This window comes from Wolbachia endosymbiont (group A) of Ancistrocerus nigricornis, assembly GCF_947250785.1.
Classification (GTDB): domain Bacteria; phylum Pseudomonadota; class Alphaproteobacteria; order Rickettsiales; family Anaplasmataceae; genus Wolbachia; species Wolbachia pipientis.
Genome location: NZ_OX366348.1, coordinates 834,579 through 856,396 on the forward strand (window position 1 = coordinate 834,579; position 21,818 = coordinate 856,396).

22 protein-coding genes, 1 other RNA gene and 1 pseudogene are annotated in these 21,818 nt (G+C 34.4%); 11 read left to right on the forward strand and 13 right to left on the reverse strand.

The genetic code is table 11. The annotated features are described in order from the left end of the window. Window positions 1-14 precede the first annotated feature (14 nt). Window positions 15-518, reverse strand: a complete 504-nt coding sequence (secB, locus tag OOK90_RS04180) for a protein-export chaperone SecB (protein ID WP_006279761.1) — start codon at window positions 516-518, stop codon at window positions 15-17. 164 nt (window positions 519-682) lie between these two features. On the opposite strand from secB, the gene OOK90_RS04185 reads away from it, so the two are divergent. The 8 genes and pseudogenes from OOK90_RS04185 (at window position 683) to OOK90_RS06755 (ending at window position 7,703) form a co-directional block, all read left to right on the forward strand. After that, on the forward strand, window positions 683-1,333 hold the full coding sequence (locus OOK90_RS04185) for a Tim44/TimA family putative adaptor protein (RefSeq protein WP_264705769.1): 651 nt from the start codon (window positions 683-685) through the stop codon (window positions 1,331-1,333). A gap of 17 nt (window positions 1,334-1,350) precedes the next feature. Further along, window positions 1,351-2,046 (forward strand): DNA polymerase III subunit epsilon, encoded by a 696-nt coding sequence (dnaQ, locus tag OOK90_RS04190; protein ID WP_264705770.1) that lies wholly within the window; start codon window positions 1,351-1,353, stop codon window positions 2,044-2,046. A 44-nt stretch (window positions 2,047-2,090) separates the two neighbouring features. Next, a complete protein-coding gene (locus OOK90_RS04195) occupies window positions 2,091-2,699 on the forward strand; it encodes an SCO family protein (protein WP_010962368.1) in 609 nt (202 codons plus the stop codon). Window positions 2,700-2,729: 30 nt separating this feature from the next. Continuing rightward, a complete protein-coding gene (locus tag OOK90_RS04200) occupies window positions 2,730-2,990 on the forward strand; it encodes a hypothetical protein (RefSeq protein ID WP_010962369.1) in 261 nt (86 codons plus the stop codon). Between the two features lie 299 nt (window positions 2,991-3,289). Next, a complete protein-coding gene (locus OOK90_RS04205) occupies window positions 3,290-3,412 on the forward strand; it encodes a hypothetical protein (protein WP_010962370.1) in 123 nt (40 codons plus the stop codon). Window positions 3,413-3,507: 95 nt separating this feature from the next. Further along, window positions 3,508-5,895 (forward strand): DNA topoisomerase (ATP-hydrolyzing) subunit B, encoded by a 2,388-nt coding sequence (gyrB, locus tag OOK90_RS04210; protein ID WP_264705771.1) that lies wholly within the window; start codon window positions 3,508-3,510, stop codon window positions 5,893-5,895. A 93-nt stretch (window positions 5,896-5,988) separates the two neighbouring features. Beyond that, window positions 5,989-6,246 (forward strand): hypothetical protein, encoded by a 258-nt coding sequence (locus OOK90_RS04215; RefSeq protein ID WP_010962372.1) that lies wholly within the window; start codon window positions 5,989-5,991, stop codon window positions 6,244-6,246. A gap of 346 nt (window positions 6,247-6,592) precedes the next feature. After that, window positions 6,593-7,703: pseudogene (locus OOK90_RS06755) on the forward strand (IS3 family transposase). A gap of 186 nt (window positions 7,704-7,889) precedes the next feature. On the opposite strand, the gene ispG reads toward OOK90_RS06755, so the two are convergent. The 12 genes from ispG to OOK90_RS04295 all read right to left on the reverse strand — a co-directional run bounded on the left by ispG (window position 7,890) and on the right by OOK90_RS04295 (window position 18,007). Beyond that, window positions 7,890-9,170 carry a flavodoxin-dependent (E)-4-hydroxy-3-methylbut-2-enyl-diphosphate synthase gene (ispG, locus tag OOK90_RS04240; RefSeq protein ID WP_264705773.1) on the reverse strand — a complete coding sequence of 427 codons (1,281 nt, stop codon included), beginning with the start codon at window positions 9,168-9,170 and terminating at the stop codon, window positions 7,890-7,892. A gap of 25 nt (window positions 9,171-9,195) precedes the next feature. Then, entirely contained in the window at window positions 9,196-9,816 is a 621-nt protein-coding gene (locus OOK90_RS04245) for a TRP75-related protein (protein WP_070356736.1), read from the reverse strand. Window positions 9,817-10,013: 197 nt separating this feature from the next. Then, window positions 10,014-10,523, reverse strand: a complete 510-nt coding sequence (locus OOK90_RS04250; protein ID WP_209472690.1) for a hypothetical protein — start codon at window positions 10,521-10,523, stop codon at window positions 10,014-10,016. A gap of 155 nt (window positions 10,524-10,678) precedes the next feature. Then, the gene (locus tag OOK90_RS04255; protein WP_264329772.1) at window positions 10,679-12,793 is read right to left on the reverse strand and encodes an FtsK/SpoIIIE family DNA translocase; all 2,115 of its coding nucleotides are present in this window, start codon (window positions 12,791-12,793) and stop codon (window positions 10,679-10,681) included. Continuing rightward, on the reverse strand, window positions 12,794-13,072 hold the full coding sequence (locus OOK90_RS04260; protein WP_264705774.1) for a YggT family protein: 279 nt from the start codon (window positions 13,070-13,072) through the stop codon (window positions 12,794-12,796). It lies immediately after the preceding gene. A gap of 171 nt (window positions 13,073-13,243) precedes the next feature. Beyond that, a complete protein-coding gene (locus OOK90_RS04265; protein ID WP_209472686.1) occupies window positions 13,244-13,519 on the reverse strand; it encodes a type II toxin-antitoxin system RelE family toxin in 276 nt (91 codons plus the stop codon). Further along, window positions 13,510-13,731, reverse strand: a complete 222-nt coding sequence (locus OOK90_RS04270) for a hypothetical protein (RefSeq protein WP_006279415.1) — start codon at window positions 13,729-13,731, stop codon at window positions 13,510-13,512. Before OOK90_RS04270 ends, OOK90_RS04265 begins: the two co-directional genes overlap by 10 nt. A gap of 205 nt (window positions 13,732-13,936) precedes the next feature. After that, on the reverse strand, window positions 13,937-14,374 hold the full coding sequence (locus tag OOK90_RS04275; protein WP_006279412.1) for a ClpXP protease specificity-enhancing factor SspB: 438 nt from the start codon (window positions 14,372-14,374) through the stop codon (window positions 13,937-13,939). Window positions 14,375-14,395: 21 nt separating this feature from the next. Beyond that, window positions 14,396-14,726, reverse strand: a transfer-messenger RNA (tmRNA) gene (gene ssrA, locus OOK90_RS04280). Window positions 14,727-14,850: 124 nt separating this feature from the next. Beyond that, a complete protein-coding gene (locus OOK90_RS04285; RefSeq protein ID WP_010962383.1) occupies window positions 14,851-15,441 on the reverse strand; it encodes a CvpA family protein in 591 nt (196 codons plus the stop codon). A gap of 57 nt (window positions 15,442-15,498) precedes the next feature. Next, window positions 15,499-16,095, reverse strand: coding sequence for a riboflavin synthase (locus OOK90_RS04290; protein WP_010082169.1), 597 nt, complete (start codon window positions 16,093-16,095; stop codon window positions 15,499-15,501). Window positions 16,096-16,276: 181 nt separating this feature from the next. Beyond that, entirely contained in the window at window positions 16,277-18,007 is a 1,731-nt protein-coding gene (locus OOK90_RS04295) for a hypothetical protein (RefSeq protein ID WP_138264796.1), read from the reverse strand. 146 nt (window positions 18,008-18,153) lie between these two features. Between OOK90_RS04295 and pheS the strand changes: the two genes are divergently transcribed. The 3 genes from pheS to rplU all read left to right on the forward strand — a co-directional run bounded on the left by pheS (window position 18,154) and on the right by rplU (window position 21,813). Next, window positions 18,154-19,197, forward strand: coding sequence for a phenylalanine--tRNA ligase subunit alpha (gene pheS / locus OOK90_RS04300; RefSeq protein WP_264705775.1), 1,044 nt, complete (start codon window positions 18,154-18,156; stop codon window positions 19,195-19,197). After that, entirely contained in the window at window positions 19,198-20,490 is a 1,293-nt protein-coding gene (gene glmU, locus OOK90_RS04305; protein ID WP_264705776.1) for a bifunctional UDP-N-acetylglucosamine diphosphorylase/glucosamine-1-phosphate N-acetyltransferase GlmU, read from the forward strand. Window positions 20,491-21,510: 1,020 nt separating this feature from the next. Continuing rightward, window positions 21,511-21,813 carry a 50S ribosomal protein L21 gene (rplU, locus tag OOK90_RS04310; RefSeq protein WP_006279565.1) on the forward strand — a complete coding sequence of 101 codons (303 nt, stop codon included), beginning with the start codon at window positions 21,511-21,513 and terminating at the stop codon, window positions 21,811-21,813. Window positions 21,814-21,818: the final 5 nt, after the last annotated feature.

Below are 21,818 nucleotides of genomic sequence, written 5' to 3' on the forward strand. Positions count from 1 at the left end.
CCTATCACACTATATTAGTTAAAATTGGAATTACTACCGTTACTTTTTTGTTGTTGACCTTGCTGCTCATACATAGTTTCAAAATCTATAGGATCTAGCATCAGTGGGGGAAATCCACCACTACTTGTAACTCTTGCAATTATTTCTCTTGCAAAAGGGAAAAGAAAAGTAGGTCCGCCAATAAACAAAGCTTGTCTTACCTCTTCCTCACTCAACTCTTTTAAATTTTCTATTGAAAAAATGCCACAATATTTCGTCTCACAAATGAAAGCTACACCATCTTTTATGCCTTCATCTTTTACCGTTGCTTTGACTTCTATATGCAAAGTAATTTCATGAAAAGATTTTTCTTCATTCACTTCTTCTTTGTTTTTCGTCCCTTCTAATTTTGCTGAATTGATATTAACCATTACATTAATATCTGGAGCTTTACTAGAAGAAAGGAATGGCGAATTCGGATTCTCAAATGATAGATCTTTAACATATTGACCGTGAATTCTCATTTTTTGTTGTGGCATTTCTTACGTCTCCTTTAATTAAGTTGAGATATTTAATACTTTCTTATATAATATATTCATTTACAAACGAATAGCAAACCTGATTATAAGTTGATATGAAAAACATATTTTCATTAATAATTAATAATGTTCGGATACTTTATATGCCAAGGAGTTGAGTTACTATGATAGAGCTTGTAATATATGCTTTATTAGCGGCGTTCATTTTTTCACGTTTGTATAATTCTTTAGGAAGGTCAGCCAACCTCAACCTAAAAAAGCTAACTAATGTATTGGATGTAAGCCGAAGTAGAGAAGATGTAGTAGAAAACATTGAGGGTTACATTGATAGCAATGATGAAAATTCAATAAAAGTTACTTATAAACAAATATTAAAAAAAAACAAAGATTTTTCTATTTCCCACTTTATAGAAGGTTCAAGCATAGCTTTTGAATTAATAATAAAATGTTTCAATCAAGGAAATTTGTCTCAGTTAAAACCACTTCTCGATAAAGACTTATATGATAATTTCGCAGAGAAGATTAAACATCGTAAAGAGGTGCACGAGTCTATAATTGTTTCTATCGTTTCACAAAAGGTTTTAGAAATAAAGCTAGTAAAAAACGCAGTGTTTATTGCAGTATATTTCCTTTCAGAGCAAATTAACTTCGTTAAGAACAATGAAGGAGATATAATATCAGGTAGTACATCCACTATTAATAAAGTTGAGGATGTATGGCAATTCAAAAAAAATGTTAATTCATCAGACCCAAGCTGGTTGCTTGTTTCTATTCACTATAAAAAGACAAGTAACGATAAGACAAATGATAAGTAAGATGAGTTTTATTTGAAATGGAAAGCAAGCTACGCGAAATAGTACTTGACACTGAAACGACAGGTCTTGACACTGAATCTGGTCATCGAATTATTGAAATAGGGTGTGTGGAATTAATTAACCGCATTCCAACAGGTAAAGTATTCCATCGGTACCTTAACCCAGAAAGAGATATACCTTATCACTCGTTTAAGATTCACGGTATTAGTGAAGAATTTTTAGAAGATAAACCATTATTTTCAGATGTTGCACTTGAATTTCTTGACTTTATATCTAATGATATTTTGGTAATTCACAACGCTGAATTCGATGTTAAGTTCCTTAACATGGAGTTAAGCAAGCTGAATGCTAGGTTAATTTCCTCAGACAGAGTGCTAGATACATTACCTCTTGCGAGGAAAAAATTCTCAGGATCACCTGCTTCTTTGAATGCATTATGTAAGCGTTTTGATATATCGCTAGAGAATAGAGAATTGCACGGAGCACTAGTTGATGCTCAATTGCTTGCAAAGGTATATGTTGAACTTACAGGAGGGTTACAAACCTTTCTGTTTGATAATGAATGCAATCAGGACAGTAACTCTACATTCGTTCAGCATAAAGTACGTAATCTAACTCCCAGAGAACATTTACCAAATAGTGAAGAAATTGATGAACATAAGAAACTGTTAGACAAAATTAACAATACACTTTGGAATAAATATATTGAATAGGTTAACCAATAAAGATACAATTCAATTTTACTGAGAGCATTCTAATGGTAAGGTTTATAAGATTATTATCTAATGTGCTAGCAGCATTAGCAGTTGTTTTTTTAGGTTATTGTTATTTCACTAAAAAAGGCATATTTGCCCCAGCAGCGATTCACAACGCAGAAGTTAAGATAGGCGGAGATTTTTCTTTAATTAATCAGGACGGACAGATCTTGCGCAGTAGTGATTTTAAAGATAAATACATGATGATTTTCTTTGGGTTTTCCTCATGCAAAAGAATTTGCCCTATGAACCTTGGAATAATTTCAGAAACACTTGCAAAGTTAGATGAGAAAACTAACAACAAGCTACAAACATTCTTCATCACAGTCGATCCTGAGCGCGATAGCACGGAAAGACTTAAAGAATTTCAGCAGCAATTTGACCACAGAATACAAATGTTAACTGGTGAAAGAGAAAAAATAGACGAAGTAATTGCAAAGTATAAAGTATATGCTAGCAAAGTTGGTGGAGAAGAAGAAATCAACCATTCTTCAATAATGTACCTTATTGGCCCTGGAGGAAAATATGTTACACACTTTGCAGCTGATTTAAATTCAGACGAAAGTCAATCTGATAAGATTTTGGCTGAGATAAGAAAATACGTAAACTGAATTATAGATTTTTCTGTTAATTAGTCGAGCATGCAACTGCATGAGCATTATGATTTGAGAGCAATCTCCATGGGAAGACACACACAACTGTACGAACGTTGTAGTTTGGGAGCAATTCCCACCAGTGGGGTGTCATCCCAGTGCCCAGACACTGGGATCCAGCTTCTATGCAACTTAATTAAAAACGTTTGTTTTAGCGTAAGACAACTACCTTTAGCTCATCAGCTCAGTTATAAGCAAAATTTCTGGATTCCAGTGGGCTTTGTTGCATCGCTACTTATGAAAGGCTAACTATAGTTAGGATTATAAGTAACCTATTGAAAATCTTGTTTTTTTGCAATCAATCTGATCAAATTTAAGAATAGTAATTTATTATTTACATTAATAAATTTAATTCTATTGAAAATAGCTAAAGCATTGAAATTCTTGAATTTTAGCCGGATTAGTGAGTGGTAGTGAAATTTCTTTTACTCAAATTTGGGTATTCACTGACCGTTCTTGTTATAAATACCAGAATAATAAGCTACTGATATTCTCCATCTTTTTTATCTTTAATCCATCATAGCTAGCGATGCAACAAAGCCATTCCAGTGTCAAGCACTGGAATGACATCATCTGTTGTGCAATTTACCTTCAAAAATGAATGTTCGTACAGTTATGGAAGACACATTGGAATGACACTATTTGCTGTCTTCAAAAATAAACATTCGTAAAGTTGTGCTTTTAATATGGGTTATCAGTTTAAAAATGTTGCTAATCAGCATATATGAATGTAATATTAATTAACATTCATAAACGAAGCAATACCATGGAAAATAGTTATAATGCCGATGCAATAAAAATCTTAAGGGGTCTTGATGCTGTAAGGAAACGTCCAGGTATGTACATTGGTGACACTGACGATGGATCTGGCTTGCACCACATGGTATATGAGGTTGTTGATAACGCAATAGATGAATCTTTAGCTGGGTATTGTGATAAAATTGAAGTTAGCATAAATAAAGATGGTTCAGTATCAGTAACCGACAATGGTCGTGGCATTCCAACTGACATTCATGAAGAAGAAGGAATATCAGCAGCAGAGGTAATAATGACTCAACTCCATGCTGGTGGTAAATTTGACAGCAATACCTATAAAGTTTCTGGGGGATTACATGGTGTTGGAATCTCAGTTGTGAATGCATTATCAAGCTGGTTGGAATTAATTATTTGGCGCAATAAGAAAGAACACTTTATGCGTTTTGAAGATGGTGAGTCTATTGAACCTTTAAAGGTAGTCAACGAAAATACAAACAAAAGAGGAACTAAAGTCACGTTCATGCCATCAACAGAGACTTTTAATGGCATTAATTTCAGTTACTCAACGCTTGAAAGTCGTATAAGAGAATTAGCATTTTTAAATTCAAATATCGACATTACTTTACGTGATCTGCGCAATGAACCATATACAGAATCTCATTTCAATCAGAGCAATCAATCTAAAGACAATTTTGGTACAGCAAATTTTGTGCAGTATTTAGATAAGAATAAGACACATGTAACTAAAATTGCCAGTATGAAAGGAGATGCAGAAGATCTTGGCACCAGCTTGGAAATATCGATGGAATGGAATGATTCCTACTATGAGAATATGTTGTGTTTCACTAATAATATACGGCAACGAGATGGTGGTACGCATTTGGCAGGATTTAGATCTGCACTAACTAGATGTATCAATACCTATGCAACTAATGAAGGGTTTTTAAAGAAAGCAAAAGTAAATTTAACTGGAGAGGACGTTAGAGAAGGTTTAACTTGTGTTTTATCTCTTAAGATGCCTGATCCTAAGTTTTCTTCACAAACAAAAGATAAACTAGTTAGTTCTGAAGCACGTGCAGTTGTAGAAAGTATAGTTTCTGATAAATTGAGCACAATCCTTGAAACTGATCCCAAATTGGCAGCAAGCATAGTAGAAAGAGCAATCAGGTCAGCAAAAGGAAGAGAAGCTGCAAGAAAAGCGCGCGAGCTAGTTAAAAGCAAAAACAATATTGATATTGCAACTCTGCCAGGAAAGCTTGCTGATTGTCAGGAAAAAGCTCCTGAGTTATCGGAATTATTTATAGTAGAGGGTAATTCAGCAGGTGGTACTGCAAAGCAGGGGCGTAATCGTAAAACACAAGCAGTGCTTGCCTTAAGAGGAAAAATTCTAAACGTAGAACGTGTAAGTTTAGATCGTATTTTTTCATCTGCAGAAATAGGCTCTTTAATTACTGCAATTGGTGCTGGAATAGGGAGTGAACACTTCGATATTGAAAAAGCTAGATATCATAAAATTATCATCATGACAGATGCAGATGTTGATGGTTCACATATAAGAACTTTGATTCTAACTTTCTTTTTTAGACATATGCGTGAAGTTATTGAAAAAGGTTACTTATACATAGCACAGCCACCCCTCTATAAAGTTACAAAGAATGCCAAAGACACTTATATTAAAGATGACGAAACTTTTGAAGAGTATATAATAAACTCAGCAGTTAAAAGATTAACACTAAGTGGTACAGCTACAGAATTTAACAACTTGCGCCTTATTTTGAATAAATGCGTTAGCACTTCTAATATTAGCAAAAATTATGATAGAGAAATACCACAAAATCTCTTAGAGTCATTGCTAATTTTAAGTAAAAAGAATGCTCTATCATCGGCTGATGAGATATTAAAGTATTTGAAGTTAATGTACAGCGAATACACTTGGGAAGTGGAAATAAAAGATGAAGAAAAAGAAATTCATATCTCTAAATTGTTTCAAGGATTGGCAGACAAATATATATTTGCACTTAGTATGCTTGAAGGCAAAGATATGCAAAACATATTAAGTTTGCTTGATGGTATAAGTAATTTATTTAATGGTGATTCATTTTTAAAGTCACAAGAAACTGAAATAAGAATCACTTCTCCAAGTACGCTTGCAAAAATAATAATGGACTATGGTAAAAAAGGTTTAACTCTGCAGAGATTTAAAGGTCTTGGTGAAATGAATGCTGATCAGCTATGGGATACTACGTTAAATCCTGAGGCTAGAACTTTATTAAAGGTTGAAATAAAAGATTGTGAAGAAGCTGATTCCATATTTTCAATATTAATGGGTGATATAGTTGAACCACGCCGTGATTTTATTAATAGCAATGCACTTAATGTGCATGATGTTGATATTTGAACTTTTAGCAAAATGTACGAACGTTACGGGTTTAAGCAAAGACTGTGTCATTCAAGTAGCTGACACTGGTTCCTTTATAACGGTGTCATTCCAGTGCTTGACACTGGAATCCAGGTTGCTCACAAGCAAACTAGCATAGAAAGTGGTTACAACGTTTTCGATGAGATTGCAGAAAGGCTGGATTCCAGTGTCAAGCACTGGAATGAAAGCAGTCCTACGTCATGCCGCGATTCATTCGCGGTATCTCTAGATCCCGCTAACAAGCAGCGGGATGACGGTTGTCAGGGTGTCATCCCACTACCTTCTCCTGTCATCCCAGTGCCTCCCTCCCCTGTCATCCAAGTAGCTTGACACTTGTATCTTTATGATGTGAGGCATTAGAGCTAAAATACCTCACAGGGAGGGTGAAGCTGATGCAACGCTAATGCCATTAAGGCCGAATCCCAGATTTTGCTTCCCTCCCATAGAGTTATAGCTCTTCTCATAATAATCCCAATAAGGTAAGAATGGATTTATGGTAGAGGGGTTTGTATGCCAGCAGCGTATAGTTACGACTTAAGGAAAAAAGCAATGGAAGCAATGGAAGCATTGGATGAAGGAGAAAGTAGAGCAACTGTTGCCAAGTGACCTTACCCAGAAAAAGTGGAGAGAAAGAAAAGAGTTTTTTTGGGTAAAATAAAATTTTGGAGGATTAGAAATGGCAAGAGAATATACGGCAGAATTCAAATTGGAAGCTGTTAAGCTGGCAAATGAACAAAGAAAGGTAGGTCAACCAGTTGCAAAAGTAGCAAGAGATCTAGGAATAAGGGATAGTGTATTAGGAAAATGGATGAAGAAATATAACGAAAAAAAGTCAGCGGCAAATGCATTTCCAGGTAGAGGTAACATGGCTCCTTACGACAAAGAGAGGTTTGATTTACAAAGCAAGAGTAACAAGGGAAAGAGACATTTAAAAAAAAGCCCTGGCCAGTCAAAAAGAGTAAAATATTTTTTTATAAAAGAGCATAGTAACTGCTATAAAGTACAGGAATTATGTAGGATTTTCTGCTATTGGCTACTATAAGTGGACCACAAGAAAAATAAGCAGTAGAGAATCAGCAAATAAAGAGCTACTCGCAGCTATTCAAAAAATATATCAAGTTTCTAAATGTAGATATGGAGCTCCTAAAATTCATGCTGAATTGAAGGCTTTGGGTAAAAGTTGCAACTTAAAAACAGTGCAAAGTATTATGCAGAAAAATGGTATTCAGGCTATATTGAGAAGAAAATTTAAAATTAAGAAACAACAAACGGACAGTAGAGTCGTAGCTCCCAATATATTAGACCAAAACTTTATTGTCGATCAACCAAATAAAGTATGGGATTACTTATATAAAAACCAAAGAAGGATGGCTATATTTGGCAACAATAATCGATCTATATTCACGCATGGTAGTTGGCTGGTCAATGAGCAGTTCAATAAATAAACAATTGGTTATGGACTCTTTATTAATGGCCGTTAACAAGCGTAAACCTGCCAAAAATCTACTATTACATAGTGATCAAGGTTCACAATATACTTCGCAAGGTTATCAATATCTCTTATCCATAAAAAACATAGATGAGTTATAAAGGTTGTTGTTACGACAATTCTGTTGTGGAAAGCTTCTTCAGTTCTCTAAAAAGGGAGTTACCAATAGACACCTCTCGGCACTCTAAACAGCATATCAAAACTGCTATATTTGAATATATAGAAATTTTTTATAACAAACAACGTCACTATTAACTATTGCATTCCTGAGCATTTTGATTCATCATTCTCTTTGTGAAAAACATTCCAAACTTTCTCTCCACTTTTTCTGGGTAAGGTCAGTCAAACCTCCATTTTTTTTATATCAATTTATTACTTTTTTTTCGGTTTGACACACTTTTTTGAACATTCCCAACGAAAAAAGAAAAACAAGGTTTAATTTTCTTTTTTATTTGCGATTTATCTATTAATTAACCGTGAAAGGTTACGTGTAATGCTTCTTCACATAATTATCAATAATTGCCTTAAATTCTTCAGAGACATTATCACCTTGTAAAGTTTTGAAATATTTGCCGTTTTTGTAGACTGCTGAAACAGGTTTTTCTCCATATCCAGGTAAGCTGATTCCCAAATTTGCGTGTTTGCTTTCTCCAGGACCATTTACTATGCATCCCATAACAGCAATGTTCATATGCTCTACACCTGGATTTTTTTTCTTCCACATCGGCATATGAGTTTTTATATAGCCATTCACCTCTTCAGTTAATATACGAAAACGATCGCTACTCGTGCGCCCACAACCAGGACATGAATTAACCTGAGGGTTAAAGTGTCGCAAGCCTATAGACTGCAATATTTCCTGACACACCACCACTTCATTAGTACGCGATTCACCAGGACGTTGAGTCAAAGAAGCCCGTATTGTATCTCCAATGCCATTTTGCAATAAATAAGTAAGCCCTGCTGCGGTATTTACCACACCTTTATTGCCCATACCAGCCTCAGTTAAACCCAAATGCAGCGCATAATTGGAAGATTTTGCAAGTGCCATATAAACTAAAATTAAATCTTGTACTTTGCTAACTTTACATGAAATGATTATTTTGTTTGAATTTAGACCAATTTCTTCAGCTTTTTTTGCACTATCAAGAGCAGACATTACAAGTGCTTTGCGCAGTATAACATCAGAAGGCCTTGAATTACTAAGCGAAGAGTTTTCATCCATCAATTTTTGCAAAAGGTATTTATCAAGACTACCCCAATTTACCCCAATTCTAACCGGAAGATCGTGCATTATTGAATACTCTATCACCCTTTCAAACTTCTCATCACGTTTGTCGCCAAAGCCTATATTGCCTGGATTGATTCTAATTTTACCCAGCATTTTGATGTTGTCTGGATAATCTTGAACTAATTTATCTAGCTCATATTGACCGCAGCCTACCAATATTTTACCGTCAAAACCTTCTTTATTTATCTCTTCTACTATATAAGGTATTGCTCTTGCTACCTCCTCTGAGTTCAAGGCAATTCGCACCAATTCTGAACCTGTACGCGCTAGTTCTGTTATCTCTTTTGCATAATGTTTTGCGCTACTTTTTATATTATCAGCATCTATATGCACGCCAAGCGCCATAGATTGTACAACTACAGGATTATTTCCGCCTATCTTTACTTTTCCAACTTCTACAACATGAGTTTTGTGCCTGGAAATCTGCGATAATTCATATGTATTATCATTCAATATCAGGTCTTTATCTAGCATATTATTAATGGCCAATATTGTGATACTATTTTACTGTGTCAGCTACACTGCCAAATGAACTTGAACCATTCAAACTATAAGCATCTACGTTATCCAAATTAGCAATAGAATCATGTGAGCACGTTCTTCTTGATGGAGTTTCTTTTATAGTGACATTTATAGGAGAAACTTTCTTTTCTCGTGTTGAAGTAACTTTCTTCTCTTCTTGTTGTTCACTTTCATGCTGCTTATTTTCATACTGGAAAACTGACTCTTGATCTATAAATACAGCACCCCTTAAACGTGCGATATTAATACCATGCTGATTTATCATAGTGCTCTCTTCATCGTCGACTATGCAAGCTTCCATGTCATTTGGCTCATTATCAAGACTAGCAATTTTTTTCTCTTTTAATTTTTTGATTAGATCTTCTTTATTTATAGCTCGATCTTGTAATTTTTTTTTCTTGAGCAATTCCCTACGCTTCTCATACAGTTTATATGACTCAGCAAAATCCTCATCTGTATGAAAGTTTGCACCACCAGGGTTACCAGGAGGTATGTATCTCTTACTGAGCTTAGATTTAGCTTCAGCACTATGCACAGTAAAAAAGCTAGAAACCAAAAACATTAATATAAATAAAATTTTAGAAAAAACCCTAAGCATATGGTGCTATAGTAAATATCGTGTTTTAAAAGATAGCAATTAACAAACTTTAAGTAAACCAGAATCTTTACTAACTTTACAATACAAATATTTTTCTAAAAAGTGATATGTTTGCTATCAAAAAAACCTACGCAGACTAAGAGAAGAGTAAGGTGTTACAAGTTGCGTAACACCTTTTCAAGAAAAGTGTTATGCAGCTATATGTTTGCAACTTTTAAGTTATTCTGTAGTTTTTCAGTACCATCGGTAGTATCTACATTACTAAGTTTTGCGTCTGGCGTATCTTTAGATAAGTCGTTTTTCTTCTCTTTATCAAGCTTAACTCCCTGATAGATACAGAATGCAACAAAAGAAGCGACCGCTATTGCGGCAACAGCACTGACTATGATACAAGTTGCCATTATTTTTTCTTGATCTGCTACTGCTTCTGTAAGTGTTTTCACTTTTTCTTCTAAACCTGTGAAGTTTTCTTGCAAGCCTGTAAGCTTTTCTTGCAAACCATCGAATTTATCGTTCAAACCGTCGAATTTACCTAATAGCTCTTTAAAATTTCCCGTGAATTCACCCGACAGTTTGATTACTTCTTGTTCCAAACCTGCGAAGTTCCCTGATACCTTCTCTAGTTCTCCCACTCTTTTTTGCAATTCTTCTATTGCTAACTTATCAAGACCCTTAAAATTATACATAATACGTTCCCACAAAGACATTTTTAACCTCCTAGCTAATTAATATATTATAATTTTACATTCCAAATGTTTAAATTATTATTAAATTAACTGTCATTATGTATTGACCTTTTAATAATTTTGTTTGACTTGCTTTTTGAAAGTGCGGAAACTTAAATTAAGGTATTACAAGATTGTTATTCAACCAATATCTCTCTTTTCCCTGAGTAATTTGGAGCGCTGACAATACCTTCCTTTTCCATTCTTTCAACGATGTTTGCTGCTCTGTTATAGCCTATTCTAAGCTGCCTTTGAATGTAACTGGTTGAAACTTTTTGATCTCTTTGAATGATGGCCACTGCTTGGTTATAGAGGTCATTTTCTTCATCCTCCGTTTCATCGTGTGACTCTGTAGAAGAATTTTCATCTTCTTTAGTGATTTCCTCCATGTAGTTTGGCTCACCTTGCATTTTCAGATGATCAACTATATCTTGCACCTCATTATCACTTACAAATGGGCCGTGAACTCGAATGATCTTACCACCAGAGGCCATATAGAGCATGTCACCCATGCCGAGCAATTGTTCAGCCCCTTGTTCGCCAAGTATTGTACGGCTATCTATCTTAGAAGTAACAGCAAAACTGATTCTCGTTGGAAAGTTCGCCTTTATCACACCTGTGATCACATCCACAGATGGGCGTTGTGTTGCCATTATGATGTGTATTCCTGCAGCACGAGCCATCTGAGCTAAGCGTTGAATAGAGCACTCTATTTCTTTGCCGGCAACAAGCATCAAATCTGCCATTTCATCCACGATCACTACAATATATGGAAATGTTTCCATCTTGATTGGTATTTTTTCAAACAGAGGTTTGCCTGTTGTTGAGTTAAAGCCAATCTGCACAACGCGCTCCAATTCTATTCCACTATTCATCGCTTCTGTGATTTTTTGATTATAGTTTATAACATTGCGTACATTCAAATACGACATCATGCGATAGCGGTTTTCCATTTCTTTCACGATCCACTTAAGAGCGACTACAGCCTTTTTTGGCTCTGTTACTACTGGCGTTATTAGATGTGGTATTGCATCATATATTGAAAGCTCAAGCATTTTGGGGTCGATCATTATCATCTTGCATTCGTCAGGACTTAATCGATAAACGAGTGAAAGAATCATAGTGTTAATCGCAACTGATTTACCAGACCCTGTGGTTCCAGCAACGAGCAAGTGAGGCATTTTAGTTAGATCTGCAATAACTGGTTTTCCACTTATTTCTTTGCCAAGCGCAATTGGAAGATTTAAGTTTGCATTTTGGTATTCTGGTGATTCAAGCAAATCACGCAGCATTACAATTTCCCGTTCCTTGTTCGGCAACTCTATTCCCATAGCATTTTGCCCACGAATTATTGAAATACGTGCAGAGAGTGCACTCATCGAACGTGCAATGTCATCTGCAAGGCCAATTACTCTTGCAGATTTCGTACCAGCTTGTGGTTCAAGTTTGTATAAAGTCACAACCGGCCCATAGCATACACTGATAATTTTTCCTTGCACGCCAAAATCACTCAGGACTTGTTCCAGCAGAGATAAATTTTTATTGCTCTCCATTTCATTCAGCTGTTTTCTCTGCAAAGACTCCTCTGCTTTGGAAAGTAAATGAATGCTTGGAAATTCGAACTCACTGAAAATTTCTTTGGTGGCTTTTTTCTGTCTTTCTTTTGGTTGTTGTTTAGTAGTGATTTTAGTTTTATGTTTTTCTTCTACTACTAATGGTGCAATTGAATACTCAGTAGTTTTATGTGATCTGAAGAATGGAACATTTACAAATAAGCAAGCTATTTTTTTACATAAGAAGAATAGAGAGTAAATTGCTCTCTTCCAACCAACAGATCCTACAAGACCTATTAATGTTACTATCACAAATACATAAAACGGGCAGTTATTAACGAGTGCATTCCCTATTATTCCACTGTGTCTGTACCTTGCTGTGATGCCTAGCGAAAGTTGTGGTAATATAGCACATACCCCTAAATTGATTAATATTAAATAGAGAATTTTCAGCAGTATTTTTGCTGACCTGAAGATCAACAAGTAAACTATGGTTGTAGCTATTGTAACACTAGTTAATCCAAGAAATTGAACCAATATATCAGCTAAATATGAACCTACTATTCCACCTAAATTTGTCACTTCCTCATTTGTAGCCGTGTTTAAGGAAGGATCTTTATAGTTATAGCTAAAAACTGATATATATATATATATTAAAAGGGATAGATATATTGCTGATTTTAGATATTTTTTTAACATCTACCTAAAGTAGTAAGCTACTGTATATTTTACAAAGTGAACTGTTATTAGCAATATCATTATAGATAAATCTAATCCGTTGAACGGTGGTATATATCTTCTAATAATCTTTAGTGGTGGATATGTCAATTGGTTCAAGATGTGCATTATGCTACTGACAGTTTCATTATATATGTTCACCATATTAAGTTTAACCAGCCAGTTTAGGACAACCCAACATATTAGAATGAAGCTATAAAGATCAAGTAACGTATTGAGTAGATATATGATTGGATGCATACATATCTATTACACGAAAGTTATATAAAAGACAAGTATTTAGCCTTTTCAAACTCAAAATGTTGTTTTTGCTGAACCAAAAAAAACTTCATTTTTTGAGCTGCGCAAAGCCACCTAAAGTAGAGAATGGACAAGGAAGGAGGGGTGTATAATATATATTAATGTTGATATTTATTTCTTATAAATATCATCTCTATGTCCTATCTCTGTGATAGTTACTATATGATCTAATTGATTTACTCTGTAAATTACACGATAGTCACTAACTCTTAGCCTTCTACATCCTTTTAAGTTATGATGTAGTGGTTCACCAAAATTTATTGGGTCAACTGTAAGACGTTCTTTTATAGCCTTTTGAACTCTTAGCCTTATTATCTTTGGAAGGTTTGGTAAATCTTTTTCAACAACACTCTTTAGAGACTTAACCTTGTAACGCTCTAATCCCACTTAATATCTTCAAAATCAACTGTTTCTGCACCTTCAACATCACGCTCATCAGAAATTTTAGATACTAAAAAATCCTCCATTTCAAGCTCAACTGCTTCTCTAAATAGTTTTCCTGCTAATTCTTGAACGGGCTGTTTAGTAAATTCAGATAATTCAGCAAGATGCTTTAAAGTTTCTTCGCTAAGAGCTATGTTAATGCCTGAATTTGCCATATGTTTTACCGAACTCTACTACTGTAACAAGTATACAACATTTTTTTTAATTTTTCAATAAAGAAAGTTGATGATACGTAAGAAAAATTTTGCCACCTGTGTTAATAAATAATTAAAAATTTAGCATATTTATCTACCCTCTATTCTATTACTTAAGTTAGACCACTTTTTTCTATTAATATTTTTTGTTTATAAAGATGAGCAGTTACTCATCACGCAGTTGATCTATGGATATAATACTACCGTTTGATAGTTTTTCAGTACATTTTTCACTTTTGTATTCTTTATCAGAGTCGATACTGATTTTGTCAAATATTAAAACATCTCCTGAAATTTTATCACGAAACTCACTAATAGCAAAAAACGGTATAGTAATTCGCTCTTGTTTTCCTTGAAAACTCAAACTGACGCTAAATTTATCCTCAGAAACTTTTAAATCATAGAATTGATGCTGTAATATAATAAGCATTTGAGTAGGGTATGACTTTTTCAAACGATCTGGCATGGTCACACCATTAAAATATGTGAAAAATAATATTTCTAAGTGAGGGATAAAACCATTACCTGATATAACATCTAAAGTCTTTTTGATAACTTGAAACTTAGCAGAATTAAGCAGTTTTTTGTAATCTGTTTGCTCCATATAACTTTCACATACGTAAATTTTGGGGAACTTCTGTTACCCGGCGTTCCCTAAACCGTGCTTTAGTAATAAACCGGTTGTGCTAAATTAAGCAGCAACACGATATTCTTCAGCAGCAAAATTATCGTTTGCATTTAAATTATGAACTCTTAGCGGTGGTGTCTAACCGAGCAAAGCTACCATCTTTACTATGCATGTCGATCCTTAATCGCCCCCGTATAATTAAAAAACATGGTGGAGGCGCCGAGTACTGCCCTCGGGTCCAATACACCTATTACAAGGTAATTTTATTGCTATAGTACACAAAATGTACATAGCTATTATATAGCAACATTAAATAAATGTCAAGATATTATGACCTTAAGTTGATTTATTGCTAAAACAAAATTAATATTTCCAGTAAAAAATTCTGTGCTCTTAACCTGACACATATGGCTTTTTGAATACTCCCAATGAAAATATTTATAAATAAATATTTACTCTTCTTTTTTATTGTTTTTAGGTTTTTCTTGATCAACCATTTCTCCACCGATCTCTTTTATTTTTAGTATCAACGACTCTGGTACATACATGTCAATTACTTCTTCTGCTGTCACAAATAAAGCCTGATAAGAGTGTGAATTTATTATCCAATTAGGCAATATGTCTTCTGCTTCTATTTTATACTCTCCCTCTTTTTTGTCATATACTGTGTAGCAATATAAGTGCACAGCAAAAAATAATACATAAGAGAGCAATATTCCTTTAAGCACTCCGAGAAAGATTCCAGTAACTCTATCGATAAACCCCAACCTTATGGGTGATAATATGTACATTAGCCAGTTATTTATTATCATGAATATAAGATTAAGTATAATAAATACAGAGATTGTAGAAAGTATGTTTAGTGTAACTTTAGAATCAAAATATTTACTATAATTTGGAGCGAAAAAATCATAGTGATTAGCTGTCAGAAAGACCGATAAAAATAGAAACATTAGTGCGCATAGCTCTTTTATAAAGCCTCTAGTTACCGAGATTATTACGCATAGAACAACAATGAAGATAATTAGGCTATCGAAAAGCATGTTTTATATCTATATGGTTTTCAAGATATAATAGTTGTAAATAACAAGGTTGTAAAATTAATTGTATTTATGCTGCATCAATTGATCTAAATACCTAGCGATCATGTCAATTTCTAAATTCAAATAATCATTTACTTTGTTGTACTGAAAAGTTGTATTTTCCCATGTATAGGGAGTGATATTTACTGTAAATTCCTGATTAATAACTGAATTCACTGTGAGGGAAACCCCATCTAGTGTAACGGAGCTTTTTTTTGCAACAAATTTAATTAATTCTTGTGGGCACGATAGTTTGATTTCATGAGAATCTAAATTTTGATTAATTGTTAAAAATTTTACTATCCCATCAACATGACCCTGAACCAGGTGGCCATCGATCTTATCGCTTAATCTCATTGCTTGTTCGAGATTTATTTTTTTTCCTATTCTCCACGTATTTAAGTTAGCAACCTTCATAGTTTCTTGAGATGCTTGGACTGTAAATGTATCGCTCATTATATCAACAACAGTTAAACACACACCAGAGCAAGCTATTGAATCTCCTTTATTTATAGAGGATAAATTTTGTGTCTTGATATGGAAAATTTGATCAGAGTTGGAGTGAGTGGTAGTATCAGTTATAGTCCCGATATCCGTGATAATTCCTTTAAACATATGGTGAAAATAAATAATTTTACCATGAAAAATTTTTTACAACAACTTATTTCTATTTTGTTATAGTTAAAGTAATTCTGGTTTACCGACAATTTAAAAAACGACAAATTCGTCATCCCGCTACGTGTTAGCGGGATCTAGAGATACCGTGACGGTATGACGTAGGAAAACTGAGCCTGCACTAGCTATAGGCGCGAGAAAGGGGATCGTTTTCACTTACTTGTTCAATAGATTCTATAGAATATTCAGAATATATGAAATAAGCCAAACTCAGAACACATAATGCAGTTAATATTGGTAACCCTATGTTCAATGCTAGCCCAATACTTTCTCTTTTTTCTGGTGGCACTAATCCTTTTAACATTGACACTTTTCCTAACGGAAAATGCCATAAGCAAAGTGTTGATGCAGATGCTACTATTATAAATAGACAAAAATAAGCCTTTTTTGAGGAAAATACAGTTTTTAATGATGATTTGAGTGTAATGTTAGTAGGTGGTAGAGTTTTAGCTTCATTTGTTGCTGGTGAAAGATCTTTAATTGGTAAAGGGTTTGTAGATTTATGAGGAGTATTTTCATGTTGTGGAGAAGGTTGTTGTATATAAACACCTGAAACTAATTTAAGCAATTGCTCTTTTTTTCTATATACTTGTTTTTGTAAATATTCTTTACCTAAAAGTGAGTTACTAAGAGGTTGTGGCCTTTCGAGTATCTGTAATACTTCTGATATCTCGCCTGGCTCTAATATTGCATGTAATTGTTTATCTTGAAAGTAAACAATATTGAATACTGAGCTGAAAATATTGCAAAATGTTTCTGGATCTTGATTTTTGTATCCACTCATCACTTCAATAAATATTTTATCGAGTTTTTTCCCCCTGTGCTCAATTTGGTTATCTATCATAGCTACTCTAGCATCATTTTGTGCTTGTTTTATGGCTAATGGTTTTTCTTTCTCTGATAGTTCTTTGGTCTGCTTTTTTGACTTCTTTTTTCTGTTAGCCTTAAAATACTCTGTGTGCGAAGTAGTTTGACCTACATTCTGTTCTGCTTCTTGAGGTATTGGATTTTCTATACTACCCCCTGTCATCCGAGTAGCTTGACTACTTGGATCCATGTTTCTTTTTTCCTGGTCAAACGCTGGAATAACACCAAATGGTATATTGTTGCTCTGTATAGAAAATTTTGGCAATTGTTGGGAAAAGAATTGTGACGTATTAAAAAAATTGGGTAGACAGAAAAAAGATCTAAACCAGAAAACGTTTTCATGCATTGCAGCAACTACTATCGAAACACGTGTAACTTGTTTTCCATTATTTGTTACATCGAAGCCAAATGAGCCTGTAACTGGTACGATTTGTTTATTTTGTGCATTTTTTTGGTTAGTTTCACTCTGTTCTTTTTTGTCTTCATTTTCAGTTTTTTCTGCATGTTGTAGCTTTTCATTTAGAAATAACTCGATTTGGTACAAGTTGTCCAGGTTAATGTTTTCAACGTCTGTTTGTAGCGTTATCGTTGTGCCCTGCAGAAGGATTTGAGGCGGAGCACTATTTACGAATTCTTCTACAGTTTTATAACTGTTAGTTTTACAGTAGTTATTATATAGTTCACTGCTTTCTTTGGGCACTTTTATGTTGGCTGTAAAATTTTTTTCCCGGGAAAGGCAGATTTTGAAAAAATTAATTAAAGAGTTTATTCGAAATAATCTTATATTAAAGGTGTCTTTATCTGTTGCTGTTAGCTCAAATGAAAATTCTTGTATATTACTTTCAATACTTCTCGAGCGAATAGTACTGATCTTAATTGTTTCGCTAGAAAATGCTTTACTTATGTTTCTGGATTTTTCCTTAAAGAGCTTAGGTAAATCCTCTATTTTATACTTATTCTTAGTTTCAGTATTACTGTTGTGCATAGTTGATACAGCAAATTCATCAACGCAAAGGTAAATAAAAAAGATTAATCAGTCAATAAATTAATAATCAGAATAGGGCAATTTTTCGGATTGTTGATGATATTTAAAATTTCACTATAATGAAAGTTTAAGCCAGCGTTTTTAAGATGAATAAAGAGTTATTAGATGACATACTTTCACTTGAAGATAAAGCAGTTTCCGAAATTGAGAATGCTTCTTCTTTACAAGATTTAGAAAAAGTTAGGCTATCATATTTGGGAAAAAAGGGTGTAATTAAAGCTTATTTTGACAACTTAAAAGAGATAGAAGACGCAGGAAAAAAGCGCAATTTAGGCGAAGTTATCAACGTTTTACGTAATAAGCTAGATCAGCTTATAATGAATAAGGAGAATATACTAAAAGCCGAAGAAGTTAACTTTAAATTGCAGAACGAGGCAGTTGATATCACGTTGCCTGCGAGGCCAGAAAAAATTGGCAAGGTCCATCCACTCAGTAAGGTTCTAAATGAAGTAAAGCTTATTTTTGCACATATGGGTTTTAAGGCAGTTGATGGCCCTGACATTGAAGATGAATTTCATGTATTTGATGCACTGAATACTCCAAGTCATCATCCTGCACGAGAGGAGCAAGATACCTTCTACTTAAGGAATAAAATAGATGATAAAAGAATGGTACTGCGCACTCACACCTCATCTGTACAGATTAGAACCATGGAAAAAACAAAAAAATTCCCAATTAAAATAGTAGCCGCAGGTAGAGTATACAGAAACGACTTTGATGCAACTCACACCCCTATGTTCCATCAAATAGAGGGGTTATATGTCGATGAGAATGTCAATATGGGCCAGTTAAAATTTACTATTCATCACTTCCTTAATAAGTTCTTTGGCGATAAAGGGCTGAAGATACGTTTTCGTAATAGTTTTTTCCCTTTTACCGAGCCTTCTGCGGAAGTGGACATAAGTTATAAAGGTAGTAAATGGATAGAAGTACTGGGATGCGGTATGACGCATCCAAATGTATTTCAAAATGTTGGAATAGACCATACTAAATACAACGGTTTTGCGTTTGGCATTGGTATAGAAAGGCTTGCAATGCTAAAATATCAAATTAGCGACTTGAGGAGCTTTTATGACAACAAAATCAGCTGGCTTGATCATTACGGTTTTCATTTTTCATCTTTAAGATAAGTGATAAGTAAAACTCATACGTTCGTTATACTTGCTGCAGGGCATGGCAGGCGGATGAATTCAGATTTGCCTAAGGTCCTACACAAAATAGGCAGTTTTTCCATGCTCCAGCATGTCATTTACAATGCAAAACAGTTAAATCCTGAAAATATTGCTGTTGTAGTTGATCAGCCTTTAATTGAAAGACTAAAGTGTTTTAAGGATATACAGTTAATTACACAAGAATTAACACTTGGCACGGGAGATGCGGTCAAAACTGCGATGAGAAACCTAAGAGAATTGCCAGATTCAAGCATAGTTGTTGTGCAGTATGGGGATACTCCGCTCATAAAAAGCAGCACAATAACTAAAATGATTAGTTATTTAGAAGGCAAGGCTCTAGTTTGCCTAGGTTTTAGGGCAAGCAATAAAGAATATGGTAGGTTAATCATTGAGAATGGTTCCTTAAGAGAAATCGTAGAAGCAAAGAGTGATAAAAATAATCATGAAGAGTTTCTTGCCAATGCTGGAATAATGGTTGCATATGCAAAGAATTTACGTGAATTGGTGGAGAAAATAGAGTGCAATAGCTCAACTCATGAATATTATTTGACCGATATAGTTTCCATTGCAGTGAAGAGTAATTTAAATGTCGGTTACGTTATTACCGGTGGAGAAGAAGCAACGGGAATAAATAACAGAAATGACCTTATAAAAGCTGAGTTTTACTTTCAAGAAAATAAAAGAAAAATTTTTACCGACTCCGGAGTAACGCTTGTTGCACCAGAGACTGTTTTCTTTTCTCTTGATACGCAAATTGCCAGAGATTCAGTTATTTACCCATATGTTTTTTTCGGTACTGGAGTGAAAATAGAGTCTGGTGCGAAAATACTGCCATTTTCGCATTTAGAAAACTGCTTAATTAAAAGTAATGCTGAGGTCGGTCCATTTACCAGAATACGCGGAAACACAACAATTGGTAATAAGGCAAAAATAGGAAATTTTGTGGAAGTGAAAACAAGTGAAGTTGGTCAAAACACTAGAATAAAACACTTAAGTTATATAGGAAATGCTAAAGTAGGGCAGGAGAGTAATATAGGAGCAGGCACTATTGTTTGTAATTATGATGGGAAAAATAAACATGAAACGAATATAGGGAGCAATTGCTTTGTTGGCGCCAATAGCTCACTAATTGCGCCGCTTAATATTCATGATGAATCTGTAATTGCAGCAGGTAGTGTTATAGTTGAGGATGTACCAGAAAAAAGCCTTGCAATAGCAAGAGAAAAGCAAGTAACTAAGAGAATAAAGTAGTCTAATTTAATTATGTTGTTGTGTCATTTTTAATATTAGACTTCTTGCATAACCATATAACAAACTTTTATTGGGAATAGAAACAAAAAAACTTCCTTGACAAACTCCGCCAGCCCCCTTATCATAACAGTGAAGCTATTGTATTTGCTTTCGCCAATCTGCAGATTAAAATGTAAGGATTACTTAATGTATCGGCGTCTTATGTTTAATTTTTTGCAGTATATAGATACTGTATGTCTTTACAAAACTTCATCTACATCTAGATTTTTATCTAAATAAGCTGAACGCGCTTATAAAGCGTTACAAGACATCAAAAAATGCCAATACTCGACAGAGATAGTAAAAGACTAGCTAACTCGAGGGTCCTTTGTCTTTTTTTCTGCTTAGTAAATTTCTTAAACATTTGCAGCGTAGGTTAGTTGCAATTAAAAGCAGCTAAATTGCAGTGTTTAAGACTTAAAAAACGCCAATACTGAAAATAGACAATGACTAGGGTTTCTTTTGCCTTTTTTTTCATTTGGTAAATTCCTTAATGTTTATGGCTAAACGACAATCGTCATCCCGCTGCTTGTTAGCGGGATCTATTGCTGAGATACCGCGAATGAATCGCGGTATGACGGTTCGCGGCGGTATGACGTAGGACTGCTGTCATCCCAGTGCGTGACACTGGAATCCCAAAAAAGGATGATGTCATCCTAGTGCTCCTTTTTTTGTCATCCGAGTAGCTGACACTTGGATGACATCGTCATAAAGGAACCAGTGTCAAGCTACTCGGATGACAGGAGAAGGGGCTACTTGCATGACGGTGTCGGTAAACTTAGAGCTATAATAACTATTTGCCTTTTTTCTGCTTAGGTTATGCAAGAAGTCTACTGTCTGAGAAAAGGTAGATAAAAGATGAAAACAGATAGAAGTATTTTAGTAGCTCAAAAAGAACGTTAAGTCATGCTTTTTATTTATATTGACAGCGTATATGACATCGTTTACGATTAAAGTTAATAACAATAATTTATATTTATCATGTTTGCAGTAATTGAGACTGGTGGAAAGCAATATTTAGTAAAAGAAGGTAGTATAATAAAGGTAGAGAAGTTAGAAGCTGAAGAAAAAAAAGAGGTGGAAATCAATAAGGTGATTTGTATTTCAAATAATGGCTTATCTTATTCATCTAATGCTACTGTTAAAGCTGAAGTGTTGGAGCAGTGCAGGGGGGAAAAAATTATAATCTTTAAGAAGAAAAGAAGAAAAAATTACCGTAGGAAAACTGGTCATAGGCAGTATATAACTGTTCTTCGTATAAATGAAATTAGTCTTCAAAAGTAAGAGGT